Annotated in this window: 13 protein-coding genes; 5 read left to right on the forward strand and 8 right to left on the reverse strand. The window is 61.3% G+C overall.

Annotation, left to right across the window (positions count from 1 at the left end; all coding sequences use genetic code 11):
- Window positions 1-135 precede the first annotated feature (135 nt).
- The 7 genes from BXA01_RS13510 to bioB form a co-directional block, all read right to left on the reverse strand.
- Window positions 136-1941 carry a phenylacyl-CoA dehydrogenase gene (locus tag BXA01_RS13510; RefSeq protein ID WP_076564365.1) on the reverse strand — a complete coding sequence of 602 codons (1806 nt, stop codon included), beginning with the start codon at window positions 1939-1941 and terminating at the stop codon, window positions 136-138.
- Between the two features lie 275 nt (window positions 1942-2216).
- Window positions 2217-2513 (reverse strand): hypothetical protein, encoded by a 297-nt coding sequence (locus BXA01_RS13515; RefSeq protein WP_016772865.1) that lies wholly within the window; start codon window positions 2511-2513, stop codon window positions 2217-2219.
- 108 nt (window positions 2514-2621) lie between these two features.
- Window positions 2622-3302: a dethiobiotin synthase gene (gene bioD, locus BXA01_RS13520; protein WP_076564366.1), complete on the reverse strand. Its 681-nt coding sequence runs from the start codon at window positions 3300-3302 to the stop codon at window positions 2622-2624.
- A complete protein-coding gene (bioC, locus tag BXA01_RS13525) occupies window positions 3299-4108 on the reverse strand; it encodes a malonyl-ACP O-methyltransferase BioC (RefSeq protein ID WP_076567728.1) in 810 nt (269 codons plus the stop codon). The genes bioD and bioC overlap by 4 nt, the downstream gene beginning before the upstream one ends.
- Window positions 4101-4832 carry an alpha/beta fold hydrolase gene (locus BXA01_RS13530; protein ID WP_076564367.1) on the reverse strand — a complete coding sequence of 244 codons (732 nt, stop codon included), beginning with the start codon at window positions 4830-4832 and terminating at the stop codon, window positions 4101-4103. The genes bioC and BXA01_RS13530 overlap by 8 nt, the downstream gene beginning before the upstream one ends.
- On the reverse strand, window positions 4825-6003 hold the full coding sequence (gene bioF / locus BXA01_RS13535) for an 8-amino-7-oxononanoate synthase (protein WP_076564368.1): 1179 nt from the start codon (window positions 6001-6003) through the stop codon (window positions 4825-4827). Before bioF ends, BXA01_RS13530 begins: the two co-directional genes overlap by 8 nt.
- 159 nt (window positions 6004-6162) lie before the next feature.
- Window positions 6163-7218: a biotin synthase BioB gene (gene bioB, locus BXA01_RS13540; RefSeq protein ID WP_076564369.1), complete on the reverse strand. Its 1056-nt coding sequence runs from the start codon at window positions 7216-7218 to the stop codon at window positions 6163-6165.
- 91 nt (window positions 7219-7309) lie between these two features.
- Here bioB and BXA01_RS13545 point away from each other — a divergent pair, with 91 nt between their 5' ends.
- From BXA01_RS13545 to rarD, 5 genes are all read left to right on the forward strand, one after another.
- Window positions 7310-8044 carry a ComF family protein gene (locus tag BXA01_RS13545; RefSeq protein ID WP_076564370.1) on the forward strand — a complete coding sequence of 245 codons (735 nt, stop codon included), beginning with the start codon at window positions 7310-7312 and terminating at the stop codon, window positions 8042-8044.
- 172 nt (window positions 8045-8216) lie between these two features.
- Window positions 8217-8981, forward strand: coding sequence for a TOBE domain-containing protein (locus tag BXA01_RS13550; protein ID WP_076564371.1), 765 nt, complete (start codon window positions 8217-8219; stop codon window positions 8979-8981).
- Between the two features lie 70 nt (window positions 8982-9051).
- On the forward strand, window positions 9052-10953 hold the full coding sequence (locus BXA01_RS13555; RefSeq protein ID WP_076564372.1) for a PhoX family protein: 1902 nt from the start codon (window positions 9052-9054) through the stop codon (window positions 10951-10953).
- Window positions 10954-11117: 164 nt separating this feature from the next.
- Window positions 11118-12092, forward strand: a complete 975-nt coding sequence (locus BXA01_RS13560; protein ID WP_076564373.1) for a serine/threonine protein kinase — start codon at window positions 11118-11120, stop codon at window positions 12090-12092.
- Window positions 12093-12296: 204 nt separating this feature from the next.
- Window positions 12297-13184, forward strand: coding sequence for an EamA family transporter RarD (gene rarD, locus BXA01_RS13565; protein ID WP_041476730.1), 888 nt, complete (start codon window positions 12297-12299; stop codon window positions 13182-13184).
- A 223-nt stretch (window positions 13185-13407) separates the two neighbouring features.
- Here the strand turns inward: rarD and BXA01_RS13570 are convergent, their stop codons facing one another.
- On the reverse strand, window positions 13408-13926 hold the full coding sequence (locus BXA01_RS13570) for a glycine cleavage system protein R (RefSeq protein ID WP_016772854.1): 519 nt from the start codon (window positions 13924-13926) through the stop codon (window positions 13408-13410).
- Between the last annotated feature and the right edge of the window lie 300 nt (window positions 13927-14226).

Here is a 14226-nt window from a genome sequence, read left to right on the forward strand (position 1 = left end):
CAAGCCCATACAATGTGATCCAGATCACACACGGTCTCTGTAACGGCCGGAAGCTCGACTATCTGAGCGATCCACAAACAAAAAAACCGCTGCCCCCTAACGGGAGCAGCGGTTTTCGTCAGACTGCGTTAAGGCTTAGTAGCCCAGTGCGAAGTCTTCTTCTTTCATGTCCATCAGGTTGCCAGCACCCGACAGCATAGTGGCCACGTGCGTACGGGTACGCGGCAGGATGCGCTGGAAGTAGAAGCGCGCGGTTTGCAGCTTGGCGGTGTAGAACGCCTCGTCGCTGGTGCCGGCGGCCAGTTTTTCCGCAGCCAGACGTGCCATGTCAGCCCAGAAGTAGGCCAGGCAGGCATAACCGGAGTACATCAGGTAATCCACGGAGGCCGCGCCGACTTCTTCGCGATCTTTCATGGCAGCCATACCAACCTTCATGGTCAGCTCGCCCCATTCCTTGTTCAGTGCAGCCAGCGGCGCGACGAATTCCTGGACGGCTTCGTTGCCTTCGTTGGTCTGGCAGAACTTGTGGACGATCTTGGTGAAGCCTTTCAGAGCCTCGCCTTGAGTCATCAGCACTTTGCGGCCGAGCAGGTCGAGGGCCTGGATGCCGGTGGTGCCTTCGTACAGCATCGAAATGCGGCTGTCGCGAACGTTCTGCTCCATGCCCCACTCGGCGATGAAGCCGTGGCCGCCGTAGATCTGCACGCCGTGGTTGGCGGCTTCGAAACCGACTTCGGTCATGAACGCTTTGGCGATCGGGGTCATGAATGCCAGCAGTGCGTCGGCCTTCTTCTTCTCTTCTTCATCGACGCCGTATTTGACGATGTCGACCTGCTTGGCGGTGAAGTAGACCATCGCGCGGTTGCCTTCGGCGAACGCCTTCATGGTCAACAGCATGCGGCGCACGTCAGGGTGGACGATGATCGGGTCAGCGGCTTTGTCCGGCGCTTTCGGGCCAGTCAGCGAGCGCATTTGCAGGCGATCACGAGCGTATTTCAGACCGCCCTGGAAGCCGATTTCGGCGTGAGCCAGACCTTGCAGCGCGGTACCGAGACGGGCGGTGTTCATAAAGGTGAACATGCAGTTCAGACCTTTGTTCGCCGGGCCGATCAGGTAACCGGTGGCGCCGTCGAAGTTCATCACGCAAGTGGCGTTGCCGTGGATGCCCATCTTGTGTTCCAGCGAACCGCAGCTCACGGCATTGCGCGCACCAATGGTGCCATCGGCGTTTGGCAGGAACTTTGGAACGATGAACAGCGAGATGCCTTTGGTGCCAGCCGGTGCATCGGGCAGACGCGCCAGTACGATGTGGACGATGTTGTCGGCCATGTCGTGCTCGCCGGCCGAGATGAAGATCTTGGTGCCGGAAACTTTGTAGGAACCGTCGGCCTGAGGCTCGGCCTTGGTGCGCAGCATGCCCAGGTCGGTGCCGCAGTGCGGTTCGGTCAGGCACATCGTGCCGGTCCATTCGCCGGAGACCAGTTTGGTCAGATAGGCTTCCTGCTGCTCAGGGGTGCCGTGCTCGGAGATGGTGTTCATCGCACCGTGCGACAGGCCTGGGTACATGCCCCACGACCAGTTGGCTTCACCGACCATTTCGCTCACTGCCAGGCCCAGCGACTCAGGCAGACCTTGGCCGCCGTGCTCAACGTCGTGGGCCAGGCTTGGCCAGCCGCCTTCGACGAATTGCTTGTACGCCTCTTTGAAGCCAGTCGGGGTTTTCACACCGGACTCGCTCCAGGTGCAGCCTTCGATGTCGCCCACGCGGCTCAGCGGCGCCAGTACCTGCTCACAAAACTTGGCGCCTTCCTCGAGGATGGCGTCAACCATGTCCGGCGTGGCGTCTGCGCACGCTGGCAGGCTCTGATAGTGCGCTTCGTAGCCGAGCAGCTCGTCACGAACGAAGCGAATATCACGCAAGGGGGCCTTGTAGTCAGGCATAGCGATAAACCTCTGCTGATGTAACCGGGAATGAACGACCGTGTTGAGTTGTTGTGACGGTCAAACAGTTGTTTGAAACATACGTTTACGCCGAAATCTTGTCAAGCGTCGATCTTTTGCCGTTCGTCATCACGTTCTCCAAATACCGGAAACGAGAAATCGCCGCGACTTCACGCAAGCCACGGGCGTTGTAAAAAGATTAGTTGAGCAAGAAGGACTTAAACGAAAAACGCCGCGACAGGGCGCGGCGTTTCGGGGTCTACAAACAAATTCAATCAGGCGAAGGTATCGATGATCGTCCCGAGCACTTCGTCGGACGCTTTGGCCACCTTCACACCCAGCTCTGCCTGGATCTTGCCCTGCGACAGCTCGACAATATTGCTCGCCAGATCCGATTCTTGTGCGCGATCCACACCGCGCAGGCGATTGACCTGCACTTCGGACGACTGGCTGGTCACCGAACGTTCGATAGTGTTGTTGGCGATCTGGCTGGCAGCCTGATCGACGCGGTTCTGCCCGGACTGAATCGAGCTCAGCCCCGCATAGAAAGCTGTGTTACCGGAGATTTCCATGATCGTGCTCGTCCCTACAAAGGATCAATGGTCGCCATTGAAGCAGACGCGCCAGAAAAACACCCGTCAAAAACACTAATGGCACAGTGCCTGTTCATAGCGAGAAACTTAATCGAGCAAATCCAGTTGCAAATGCTCGGCCACCGCTTCGGCGCTCAACGCCTTGAATTTCGGCACGCGACCCAGGCACGGCGCGGGGATGCGCTCAGCCAGGGTCGCAAGGTTCTCCTCCAGCCGCGAAGTTTTCGGATCGATGATATTCGCCACCCACCCCGCCAATTGCAGACCATCGCGGGCAATGGCCTCGGCGGTCAGCAACGCATGACTGATGCACCCCAACCTTACGCCCACCACCAGAATCACTGGCAGCTTCAGTGCGATCGCCAGGTCCGAGAGATTGTCCTGATCCGCCAACGGCACCCGCCAGCCGCCCGCCCCTTCGATCAGGGTGAAATCGGCGCTCATCGCCAGAATCCCGCGCATCGGCGCCAGCAGCGATTGCACCGTCAGCGCCACTCCCGCTTCGCGCGCCGCCAGATGCGGAGCGATCGCTGGCTCGAACGCCACCGGGTTGACCTGTTGATAAGTCAGCGGCAACGAACATTCGGCCAGCAGCGCCAAGGCATCGGAATTACGCAAGCCTTTGGGCGTGACGTCGCAACCCGATGCCACCGGTTTGCCCGCCGCCGTGCTCAAGCCTGCCGAGCGCGCAGCATGGAGCAATCCGGCAGCAACGGTGGTCTTGCCGACATCGGTGTCGGTACCGGTTATGAAATAGGCTGCGCTCATACAGGTTTCTCCAACACGGCGTATACCACCTGATACGTTGCCGGCAGCCCCGACGCCTGACGGAACCGCTCATACGCGTCGATCAGCCCGAGAATCCGCGCCCGTCCGGTCAAACCGCCCGGCCGGCCGGGATTCAGATTGTGTGCGCCCAGCGCTTTCAGCTCATGAGTCAGGCTGCGCACATCCGGGTAATGCAACACGTGCGGCTGATTCTCCAGCGCCGAAATGCGCATGCCACTGCCGGCACATAACTGTTCATAGCGGCCGAACTCACGGAAGCGATTGACGTGCACCAACCCGTCGACCTGCTGCCAACTCTCCCGCAATTCGTACAGCGTCCCTGTACACAGACTAGCAAATGCAAAAATCCCGCCCGGTTTCAGCACGCGCAAGGCTTCGCTGAGCACCGCCTCGAAGTCGGCGCACCACTGCACTGCAAGGCTGGAGAAAATCAGATCGAAGCTCGCGTCCTGCAACGGCAGCCGTTCGGCATCGCCAGCAATGAAATGCTCAGCGCCACCCAGCGGCCGTGCGTGATTGAGCATGCCCTCGGCGATGTCCAGCGCGACACCGCTGCCCTGGGTGAAACGCGAGGCCAGCGCGCGAGTGAAATAGCCGGTGCCGCAACCGAGATCGAGCCACCGCGACGGCATGAAACTCCCAGGCAAACGCTCAAGCAGCTGCGTGCCGACGTCACGCTGAAACTCCGCGACACTGTCGTAACTGGCCGCAGCGCGGGAAAAAGACGCCGCCACCTGGCGCTTGTCGGGCAAGCCCCCAGGCAGCACAAGGGACAGATCAATCATCAGCGCACTCATGTAGAAAAGCCTGGATCGCGCCCGCGACTCCATGCGGGTCTTCCAGCAGAAAAGCATGGCTGGCCTGTTCGATCAGACCAATTTCGATATCCGGCAACAGCGCGAACAATGCGCCGGCCGCTTCCGCCGGTACCAGCGCGTCCTGCCCGCCGAACAGATGAAACTGCGGCCCGCGAAACGCCTGCAACGCCTGGCGTGTATCCAGTTGCGCAAGTAGCTCCAGACCTGCCATCAGCGCGGCCGGCGCGGTTGCCGGCGCGCCAGCGAGCAGCAAGCGCGACAAGCCACGCGGATCTGGCGAACCTTGCGCACATAACAAAGCGAAGCGCTTGAGCGTGACACGCGGATCGGCCTGGCAACCGGCAAGAAATGCATCGAACGTCTCGCCAGGCATCGCGTTCGGCCACTGTTCATGGGCGACAAACGCAGGGTTGCTCGACAGCGTCAGCACCCCGCAGCACGCCTCGCCGCGTCGTGCCGCCAACTCAGAGGCGAGCATGCCGCCCAGCGACCAGCCACCGAGCCAGACCTCCTGCGGAATGCGCGCATCGAGCTCGTCGAGCCAGTCTTCAAGGTCAGCGGAGTCCAGCTCCGGCAGGGGTTCGATCTCGACTTGCAGATGTTCGTCGAGGCCACGTAATGCTGCGGCCAGCGGTTCCAGCGGCGACACGCCGAGGCCCCAGCCGGGCAACAGGATCAGACGATTACGCATGGCCTGGCTCCAACGACAATCGGGCGAAACAATCTGCCAGCCCTTCCAGCAACTGTTGCACCTGCGCCTCGCTGTGGGCGGCGGTCAGCGTCACGCGAAGGCGCGCGCTCCCGGCAGGCACGGTCGGTGGGCGAATCGCAGTGACCATCAGCCCGCGCTCGCGGAGCATCTGCGACAACCGCACGGCGCGTCCGGCATCGCCGATCATGATCGGCTGGATCGGCGTGAAGCTGTCCATCAGCTCCAGCCCGATCTGCTCGGCGCCGTGGCGGAACTGGCGAACCAGTGTCTGCAAATGCTCACGGCGCCAGTGTTCACTGCGCAACAGCTCGAGGCTTTTCAGCGTCGCGCAGGCCAGCGCCGGCGGTTGGCTGGTGGTGTAGATGTATGGGCGGGCGAACTGGATCAGGCTTTCGATCAACTCTTCGCTGCCGGCGACAAAGGCCCCGGCGGTGCCGAAGGCTTTACCGAGAGTGCCGACCAGCACCGGCACATCCTCCTGGCTCAGGCCGAAATGCTCGACGATGCCGCCACCGTTGGCGCCCAGCGGGCCGAAGCCATGCGCATCGTCGACCATCAGCCACGCGCCTTTGGCCTTGGCCGCGCGGGCCAGCGCCGGCAGGTCGGCGATGTCACCGTCCATGCTGAACACACCGTCGGTGACCACCAGCGTATTGCCGGTGGCTCTCTCCAAGCGTTTGCCCAGGCTTTCGGCGTCGTTGTGCAGATAGCGACTGAAACGCGCGCCGGACAACAGGCCCGCGTCCAGCAACGAGGCGTGATTGAGCCGGTCTTCGAGTACCGTATCGCCCTGCCCGACCAGCGCGGTGACCGCGCCGAGGTTGGCCATGTAGCCGGTGGTGAACAGCAGCGCACGTGGGCGCCCGGTCAGATCGGCGAGTGCTTCTTCCAGCGCGTGATGCGGGCTGCTGTGGCCGATCACCAGATGCGATGCGCCACCGCCGACACCCCAGCGATCGGCACCGGCGCGCCAGGCTTCGATCACCTGCGGATGATTGGCCAGGCCCAGATAGTCGTTGTTGCAGAAAGCGAGCAGCGGCTGGCCGTCGACCACGACTTGCGGGCCTTGCGGCGATTCGAGCAGCGGGCGCTGCCGGTAGAGGTTGTCGGCACAACGGGCAGCAAGGCGTGCGGCGAGATCGAATGACATGCAGGCCTCGATTTTCAAATGACACAGATCCCCTGTGGGAGCGAGCCTGCTCGCGAATGGGCGTCACCTCCAACATGGATGTTGGCGACCAAACCGCTTTCGCGAGCAGGCTCGCTCCCACAGGGGTTTTGCATTCCTTCAGAGCAATCCGTGCAGCTTTTAAACGGCAGCGTTATAGAACTGCTCGCCACTCATCTGCTCCACCAGTGCCTGCTCGATCGCCGCTTGGTGCACCTCATCGGAATGCTCTTCGCGAGCCTCCGGCTGGATACCGAGGCGCGCGAACAATTGCATGTCCTTGTCTGCCTGCGGGTTGGCGGTGGTGAGCAATTTGTCGCCGTAGAAAATCGAGTTGGCGCCGGCGAAAAATGCCAGGGCCTGCATCTGCTCGTTCATCGCTTCGCGACCGGCGGACAGACGCACGTGGGATTGCGGCATGAGGATGCGCGCCACGGCGAGCATGCGGATGAAGTCGAAAGGGTCGATGTCTTCGGCGTTTTCCAGCGGCGTGCCGGCGACTTTCACCAGCATGTTGATCGGCACCGACTCCGGGTGCTCCGGCAGGTTGGCCAACTGGATCAGCAGATTGGCGCGATCGTCCAGGGATTCGCCCATGCCGAGAATGCCGCCGGAGCAGATTTTCATCCCCGACTCGCGTACATAGGCCAGCGTCTGCAAGCGCTCGCTGTAAGTACGGGTGGTGATGATGCTGCCGTAGAACTCCGGCGAAGTGTCGAGGTTGTGGTTGTAGTAATCGAGACCGGCCTTGGCCAGAGCTTCGGTCTGCTCTTGATCGAGACGGCCGAGGGTCATGCAGGTTTCCAGGCCGAGGGCTTTTACTCCTTCAACCATCTTCAACACATACGGCATGTCTTTGGCCGACGGATGTTTCCACGCCGCGCCCATGCAGAATCGCGTCGAACCGATGGCTTTGGCGCGGGCCGCCTCTTCGAGGACTTTCTGCACTTCCATCAGCTTTTCTTTTTCCAGACCGGTGTTGTAGTGCCCGGACTGCGGGCAGTACTTGCAGTCTTCCGGGCAGGCACCGGTCTTGATCGACAGCAGTGTCGAGACCTGCACGCGGTTGGCGTTGAAATGTGCGCGGTGCACCGTTTGCGCCTGGAACAGCAAGTCGTTGAATGGCTGTACGAAGAGTGCTTTGACTTCGGCCAGAGACCAATCGTGACGCAGGGTGGCAGTGGTGCTCGCGCTCATGGGCAATTCCTTGGTTATGCTTGGCTGGCGCCGGGAAAGATGGAATATCCACAGGCGCTACACGGATGTTCGGCATATTTAAGGAAGAGCGATGCGCTGTCAACCGCAATACCAAGGACAGGTTTACATCTGTTTAAAAAACGTACAGACCTGTTTGCTGTGCGATGAGCCCGCAGAAGCACAAATGCCAATGTGCGAGGCCTGCGAAACCGAATTGCCCTGGCTCGGCAGCCATTGTCAGAGCTGCGCTTTGCCGCTGGCGGCGGATGGCCTGACTTGCGGCGAGTGCCTGCTAGAGCCTCCGGCCTTCGAGCAGGTCGCCGTGCCCTGGGTTTATGGCTTCCCCGTGGACAGTCTGATTACACGCTTTAAACACAACGCAAAATGGCCGTTTGGTCACCTGCTCGCCGACGTTCTCGGCCAATACCTGCAGCATCGCTTCGCCGAGGACTTGCCGCGACCCGATGTGTTGCTACCGGTGCCGTTGGCGAATAAACGCCTGCGTCGGCGAGGATTCAATCAGGCGGCGATGCTCGCGCGCTGGTTGAGTGTTTCGCTGGGTTTGCCCTGTGAAGAACAGCTGCTGCGGCGAGTCATCGACACCAACGCCCAACAGGATCTCGACGCCAAGGCGCGCAAACGCAATTTGCGCAATGCCTTTGCGCTGGCGCCTGATGCAGAGGTAAGCGGCCGCCATTTCGCGCTGGTGGATGATGTTCTGACCACGGGCGCGACCGCTCAGGCACTGGCGCGGTTGTTGATGAATGCAGGTGCGGCGCGGGTCGATGTGTATTGCCTGGCCCGTACGCCGAAACCCGGTACCTGAAGCGAATACAGATCTCCTGCTCGCGAATCGGTGTCACATTCAACAAAGATGTTGTTGGTCAGACCGCTTTCGCGAGCAGGCTCGCTCCCACAGGGGGCTTTGCGTCAGGCTTGACTCATGCGTTGCAAGTGGCCAACGTCCCTCTCATCGCCCGAGCCAGAAGCGTTCTGATATGTCCCTGCCCACCCTGCTCTCCCAACACATCGTCCGCCGTCCGCAGCGCATTGCCCTGCTGCAACACATCGCCGAGCAGGGCTCGATCACCCGTGCGGCGAAAAGCGCGGGGCTCAGTTACAAGGCGGCATGGGATGCGATCGATGAGTTGAACAACCTGGCGCAGAAACCCTTGGTCGAGCGCGTGGTGGGTGGCAAGGGTGGTGGCGGCGCCAGACTGTCCAGCGAGGGCGAGCGGGTGCTGCGCCTGTATCAGAAATTGCAGGCGTTGCAGGCGCAGGTGCTGGAAGCGGCGGAAGACGCCAGTGATCTCGACCTGCTTGGGCGGCTGATGCTCAGGACCAGCGCGCGCAATCAGTTGCATGGCACGGTCGCGGCCATTCAGGCGCAGGGGCGCAACGATCTGATCCGCCTCGAACTGGCCGAAGGCATTGCTCTGGAGGCACAGATAACCCACGACAGCACCGTGCATCTGGAATTGCAGATCGGTACCGAAGTGATGGCGCTGATCAAGGCTGGCTGGCTTGAGTTGCTCGGCGCCGATCAGCCGGCCACGCCCGGACACAATGTCCTGCGCGGCACCATCGAAGCCATCCTCGATGCCGAGGACGGTCCCAGCGAGGTGCGCATTTCCCTGCCCAACGGCCACACACTTTGCGCCTTGGCCGAACCGCTGCACTTGCGCAACCAGCAACTCGCCGTGGGGTCTGCGGTGCAGGTGCAATGCGCGCCGTCCAACGTGCTGATCGGCACGCCGCTCTGATTTGTCCTTGCCACAAAAGCGTCATCGACCCGCATTAAGGTGTTGCCCATAACCAAGCAGGGAGCCTGATGTGAGCCTATTAGAAGAAAACCAATCCACTGATCTGGAAAAAATGGTCGGCCTCAGCCGTCGCGGTTTCATCAGCGCCGGTGCCTTGTGCGGCGCGGCGATGTTCCTCGGCGGCAACCTGCTGAGCCGCAGCGTCATGGCCGCCAGCGTCAGCGCCGGCAACAGCCGCCTGCTCGGTTTCGAGAGCATTCCGGCGGCGACCACCGACGCCATCAGCCTGCCCAAGGGCTACAAGTCTTCGGTGCTGATCAGTTGGGGCCAGCCGTTGTACAAGAACGGCCCGGCCTTCGATCCGAGCGGTAACGGCACCGCTGCCGCACAGGAAGTGCAGTTCGGCGACAACAACGACGGCATGAGCCTGTTCGCCTTCCCGGACGACAAGAACCGCGCGCTGATGGCGATCAACAACGAATACACCAACTATCGCTATCTATATCCGCATGGCGGCATGCCGCAGTCGGCTGAAGACGTGCGCAAGGCATTGGCCTGCGAAGGCGTGTCGGTGATCGAAGTGCAGCGCAAGAACGGCCAGTGGCAATTCGTCCAGGGCTCGCGCTACAACCGTCGGATTCACGGTAACTCGCCGCTGCGCATCAGCGGTCCGGCCCGCGGCCACGACTTGATGAAAACCGCCGCCGACAAGCACGGCAAAAAAGTCCTCGGCACCTTCCAGAACTGCGCCAACGGCAAGACGCCGTGGGGCACCTACCTGACCTGCGAAGAAAACTTCACCGACTGCTTCGGCAGCAGCAACGCCCAGCAGCAATTCGATGCCGCGCAAAAGCGCTACGGCGTTGTCGCCAGCAGCAAAGACATCAACTGGCACCCGCACGACCCGCGCTTCGACATGGCCAAGAACCCCAACGAGCTCAACCGTCACGGCTGGGTGGTCGAGATCGACCCATTCGATCCGCAATCGACTCCGGTCAAACGCACCGCGCTGGGCCGCTTCAAGCATGAAAACGCCGCACTCGCCGAGACCGACGATGGTCGCGCTGTGGTTTACATGGGCGACGACGAACGTGGCGAGTTCATCTACAAATTCGTCAGCCGCGACCGCATCAACCATCGCAATCAGAAAGCCAACCGCGACATCCTCGATCACGGCACGTTGTATGTGGCCAAATTCGATGCCGGCGACGGCAACCCTGATCACCCGAAAGGCCGGGGCCAGTGGATCGAACTGACCCACGGCAAGAACGGCATCGACGCCAGCAGCGGGTTTGCCGATCAGGCCGAAGTGCTGATCCACGCGCGCCTTGCCGCCAGCGTGGTTGGCGCAACGCGCATGGACCGCCCGGAGTGGATCGTCGTCAGCCCCAAGGACGGCCAGGTTTATTGCACCCTGACCAACAACGCCAAGCGCGGTGAAGACGGCCAACCGGTGGGCGGTCCAAACCCGCGCGAGAAGAACGTTTACGGGCAGATTCTGCGCTGGCGTACCGACCGCAACGATCACGCCTCGAAGACGTTTGCCTGGGATCTGTTTGTGGTCGCCGGCAACCCGGGCGTGCATGCCGGGACGCCGAAGGGTGGCTCATCCAACATCACCCCGCAGAACATGTTCAACAGCCCCGACGGTCTGGGTTTCGACAAGGCCGGACGCCTGTGGATTCTCACCGACGGCGACTCGAGCAACGCTGGCGACTTCGCCGGCATGGGCAACAACCAGATGCTCTGCGCCGATCCTGCGACCGGTGAGATTCGCCGTTTCATGGTTGGGCCGGTGGGTTGTGAAGTGACCGGAATCAGCTTCTCGCCTGATCAGAAGACCCTGTTTGTCGGCATCCAGCATCCAGGCGAGAACGGCGGTTCGACCTTCCCCGAGCACCTGCCCAATGGCAAGCCAAGGTCTTCGGTGATGGCGATTACCCGCGAAGACGGCGGGATTGTCGGCGCCTGATAAACCATCATCGCTGGCAAGCCAGCTCCCACAGGTCTTGCGCAAAACCTGTGGGAGCTGGCTTGCCAGCGATGCATCAACAGTGACACCAACCACCTCCGCCGCCGCCATCTGCGCTACCATGCCGGGCCGGACGCAGCAGCCTGCTGCGCGCAGGAGTCAGCATGGCCCACCCGTTTGAAACCCTCACCCCCGATCTCGTCCTGGATGCCGTTGAAAGCATCGGTTTTCTCAGCGACGCGCGCATTCTGGCGCTCAACAGCTACGAAAACCGTGTGTATCAGGTCGGTATCGAAGACTCCGAGCCGCTGATTGCCAAGTTCTATCGTCCGCAGCGCTGGACCAACGAGGCCATCCTCGAAGAGCACCAGTTCACCTTCGAACTGGCCGACATCGACATTCCGGTGGTAGCGCCGCTGATTCATAACGGCGAAACCCTGCATGAGCACGCCGGTTTCCGCTTCACCCTGTTCCCGCGTCGTGGTGGCCGGGCGCCGGAGCCGGGCAATCTTGATCAACTCTATCGCCTCGGCCAGTTGCTCGGGCGCATGCATGCGGTGGGCGGCACCAAGCCGTTCAAGCACCGAGAAGCCCTCACCGTGCAGAACTTCGGCCATGCCTCGCTGAACACCCTGCTTGAGGGCAACTTCATTCCCAAGAGCCTGCTGCCGGCGTACGAGTCGGTTGCCCGCGACCTGCTCAAACGCGTCGAAGATGTCTACGCCGCTACGCCGCACCAGAACATCCGCATGCACGGTGACTGCCACCCCGGCAACATGATGTGCCGCGACGAGATGTTCCACATCGTCGACCTCGACGACTGCCGCATGGGCCCTGCAGTGCAGGACATCTGGATGATGCTCGCCGGTGACCGGCAGGAATGCTTGGGACAATTGTCGGAATTGATGGACGGCTACAACGAATTCCATGATTTCGACCCGCGCGAACTGGCGCTCATCGAACCGTTGCGCGCCTTGCGCCTGATGCACTACAGCGCCTGGCTGGCGCGACGCTGGGACGACCCGGCGTTCCCGCACAGCTTTCCGTGGTTTGGCACGGAGCGGTATTGGGGCGACCAGGTGCTGGCGTTGCGTGAGCAGTTGGCGGCACTGAATGAAGAACCGCTGAAACTCTTCTGATTCAAACCTGAACCCTGTGGGAGCGAGCCTGCTCGCGAAGGCGTCATTTCAGGCAACATCGATGTTGAATGTCAGACCGCCTTCGCGAGCAGGCTCGCTCCCACAAGATCGGTGTTCACAATTCTATGAACATCGGTCTACGACATTCGCGGACAAATCTCCTTACAATCCCTCCTTTGTCAGCTGCCTGAGCAAGGATTCTGCATGCAAGCCGCCAACCCGCGTCGCGGGTACATTCTGGGCCTGAGCGCCTACATCATCTGGGGCCTGTTCCCGATCTATTTCAAAGCCATCGCCGAAGTCCCGGCCGTCGAGATCATCATCCATCGGGTGCTGTGGTCGGCGCTGTTCGGTGCGTTGCTGCTGATGGTGTGGAAACACCCGGGCTGGTTGCGCGAGTTGCTCGACAACCCCAAACGTCTGGCGATTCTGGCCTTGAGCGGCACGTTGATCGCGGCCAACTGGCTGACCTACGTGTGGTCGGTGAACAACGGCCGCATGCTCGAGGCGAGTCTGGGTTACTACATCAATCCGCTGGTCAACGTGCTGTTGGGCATGGTGATCCTTGGCGAACGGCTGCGGCGCATGCAGTGGGTGGCGGTCGGGCTGGCTGCCATCGGCGTGGCGCAGCAGGTATGGCAGGTCGGCAGTCTGCCGTGGGTGTCGCTGGCGCTGGCGCTGACCTTCGGTTTCTACGGCCTGATCCGCAAGCAGGCGCCGGTCAAAGCGCTGCCGGGGCTGGTAGTGGAAACCTGGATGCTGGTGCCGATCGCAATTGCGTGGTTGCTGTTCAATCAGACTGCCACCAGCGTGCAGCCGGCCTTCTGGACCACATCCGAAGCCTGGTGGCTGGTGGCTGCCGGCCCGGTGACGCTGGTGCCATTGGTGTGTTTCAACGCCGCCACCCGCCACCTGCCCTACACCACCATCGGCTTCCTGCAATACATCGCGCCGACGCTGGTGTTGCTGCAAGCCGTGCTGCTGTTTGGCGAGCACTTATCTTCGAGCACGCTGGTCGCGTTCATGTTTATCTGGGCCGGTCTGGCGGTCTATAGCGTTGATGCGTGGATAAGTTTGCGCCGGCGCGCCTGATCAAAAAACGCACAAAGCTCCGCAGGCCACGGTTCTCGTGGCCTGCATCGTTCCTTCCCAAGCTTATCCACAGCGTGATCCCCGCCGTTTTTGCGCAAGTCACTGAATGTTGGCGGTTTTTTGATCAACCTGCGCAAAGCCACGGCCGGCGTGGCGTGGCGGTCTGTCTCTACAGGTTATCCACAGGCAGGTGCACGTTAAACCTGAATAACCCTGTCTGCGCTTAAACCTCTGTGCGTAACACCAGTTCGACCATCAGATCATCGGCCAGGGTTTCCAGGCGCGCCTGCAACACATCCAGCGACAGCGTCAGTGGTACCGCGAGAATCGCCTCGGCGTGAAACAGCGGCTCGCTGCTCATCGGCGCCGGGCGCACCTCAGTTACCAGTCGCTCCAGGTTTACGCCCTGCTCGCTCAACAGCCGAGTGATATCGCGGACGATACCCGGTCGGTCATTGCCGACCAGTTCCATGGCGATCGGTTTCCACGTGCAGGACTGCTCCACTCCGCTTTCGGCAATCAATACCCGAATGCCATGGGCCGACAGCGCTTGCAGGGCATCGACCAGTTCGTCGTAAGCCTCCGCCGGCACACCCACGCGCAGAATCCCGGCGAACTGCCCGGCCATGCGCGACATGCGGCTTTCCAGCCAGTTGCCGCCGTGCTCGGCAATGCATTGGGCGATGCGCTCGACCTGCCCGGGCTTGTCCGGGGCGAAAACGGTGAGTACGAGATGGTCCATGGCGCAGCCCTCTTGTCATGACTTTTGTTATCGAAGGGCAAGTATAGGCAAGCGGATTGATTCAGCCTGACCCAGTGCTGGCAGATGATGACCTGTGGCGAGGGGATTTATCCCCGTCCGGCTGCGCAGCAGTCGTGAGTCCTGTCAATTGGGTCTGCCAGCCGGACCGCAGGGGGCGGCTTCGCCACCCAACGGGGATAAATCCCCTCGCCACAAATCGTTACACCCGAATTGCTCCTTAGCAGGCCCACAGTAATTATGTGTACAACTTTCGATATTTAACTGGAACAATCCAATGCT

The organism is Pseudomonas sp. B10 (assembly GCF_900156235.1).
Lineage (GTDB): Bacteria > Pseudomonadota > Gammaproteobacteria > Pseudomonadales > Pseudomonadaceae > Aquipseudomonas > Aquipseudomonas siliginis.

Coding starts and splice junctions, on each gene's coding strand:
- BXA01_RS13510 (WP_076564365.1), bottom strand. CDS start 1,941: ATGCCTGACTACAAGGCCCCCTTGCGTGATATTCGCTTCGTTCGTGAC.
- BXA01_RS13515 (WP_016772865.1), bottom strand. CDS start 2,513: ATGGAAATCTCCGGTAACACAGCTTTCTATGCGGGGCTGAGCTCGATT.
- bioD (WP_076564366.1), bottom strand. CDS start 3,302: ATGAGCGCAGCCTATTTCATAACCGGTACCGACACCGATGTCGGCAAG.
- bioC (WP_076567728.1), bottom strand. CDS start 4,108: ATGATTGATCTGTCCCTTGTGCTGCCTGGGGGCTTGCCCGACAAGCGC.
- BXA01_RS13530 (WP_076564367.1), bottom strand. CDS start 4,832: ATGCGTAATCGTCTGATCCTGTTGCCCGGCTGGGGCCTCGGCGTGTCG.
- bioF (WP_076564368.1), bottom strand. CDS start 6,003: ATGTCATTCGATCTCGCCGCACGCCTTGCTGCCCGTTGTGCCGACAAC.
- bioB (WP_076564369.1), bottom strand. CDS start 7,218: ATGAGCGCGAGCACCACTGCCACCCTGCGTCACGATTGGTCTCTGGCC.
- BXA01_RS13545 (WP_076564370.1), top strand. CDS start 7,310: ATGCGCTGTCAACCGCAATACCAAGGACAGGTTTACATCTGTTTAAAA.
- BXA01_RS13550 (WP_076564371.1), top strand. CDS start 8,217: ATGTCCCTGCCCACCCTGCTCTCCCAACACATCGTCCGCCGTCCGCAG.
- BXA01_RS13560 (WP_076564373.1), top strand. CDS start 11,118: ATGGCCCACCCGTTTGAAACCCTCACCCCCGATCTCGTCCTGGATGCC.
- rarD (WP_041476730.1), top strand. CDS start 12,297: ATGCAAGCCGCCAACCCGCGTCGCGGGTACATTCTGGGCCTGAGCGCC.
- BXA01_RS13570 (WP_016772854.1), bottom strand. CDS start 13,926: ATGGACCATCTCGTACTCACCGTTTTCGCCCCGGACAAGCCCGGGCAG.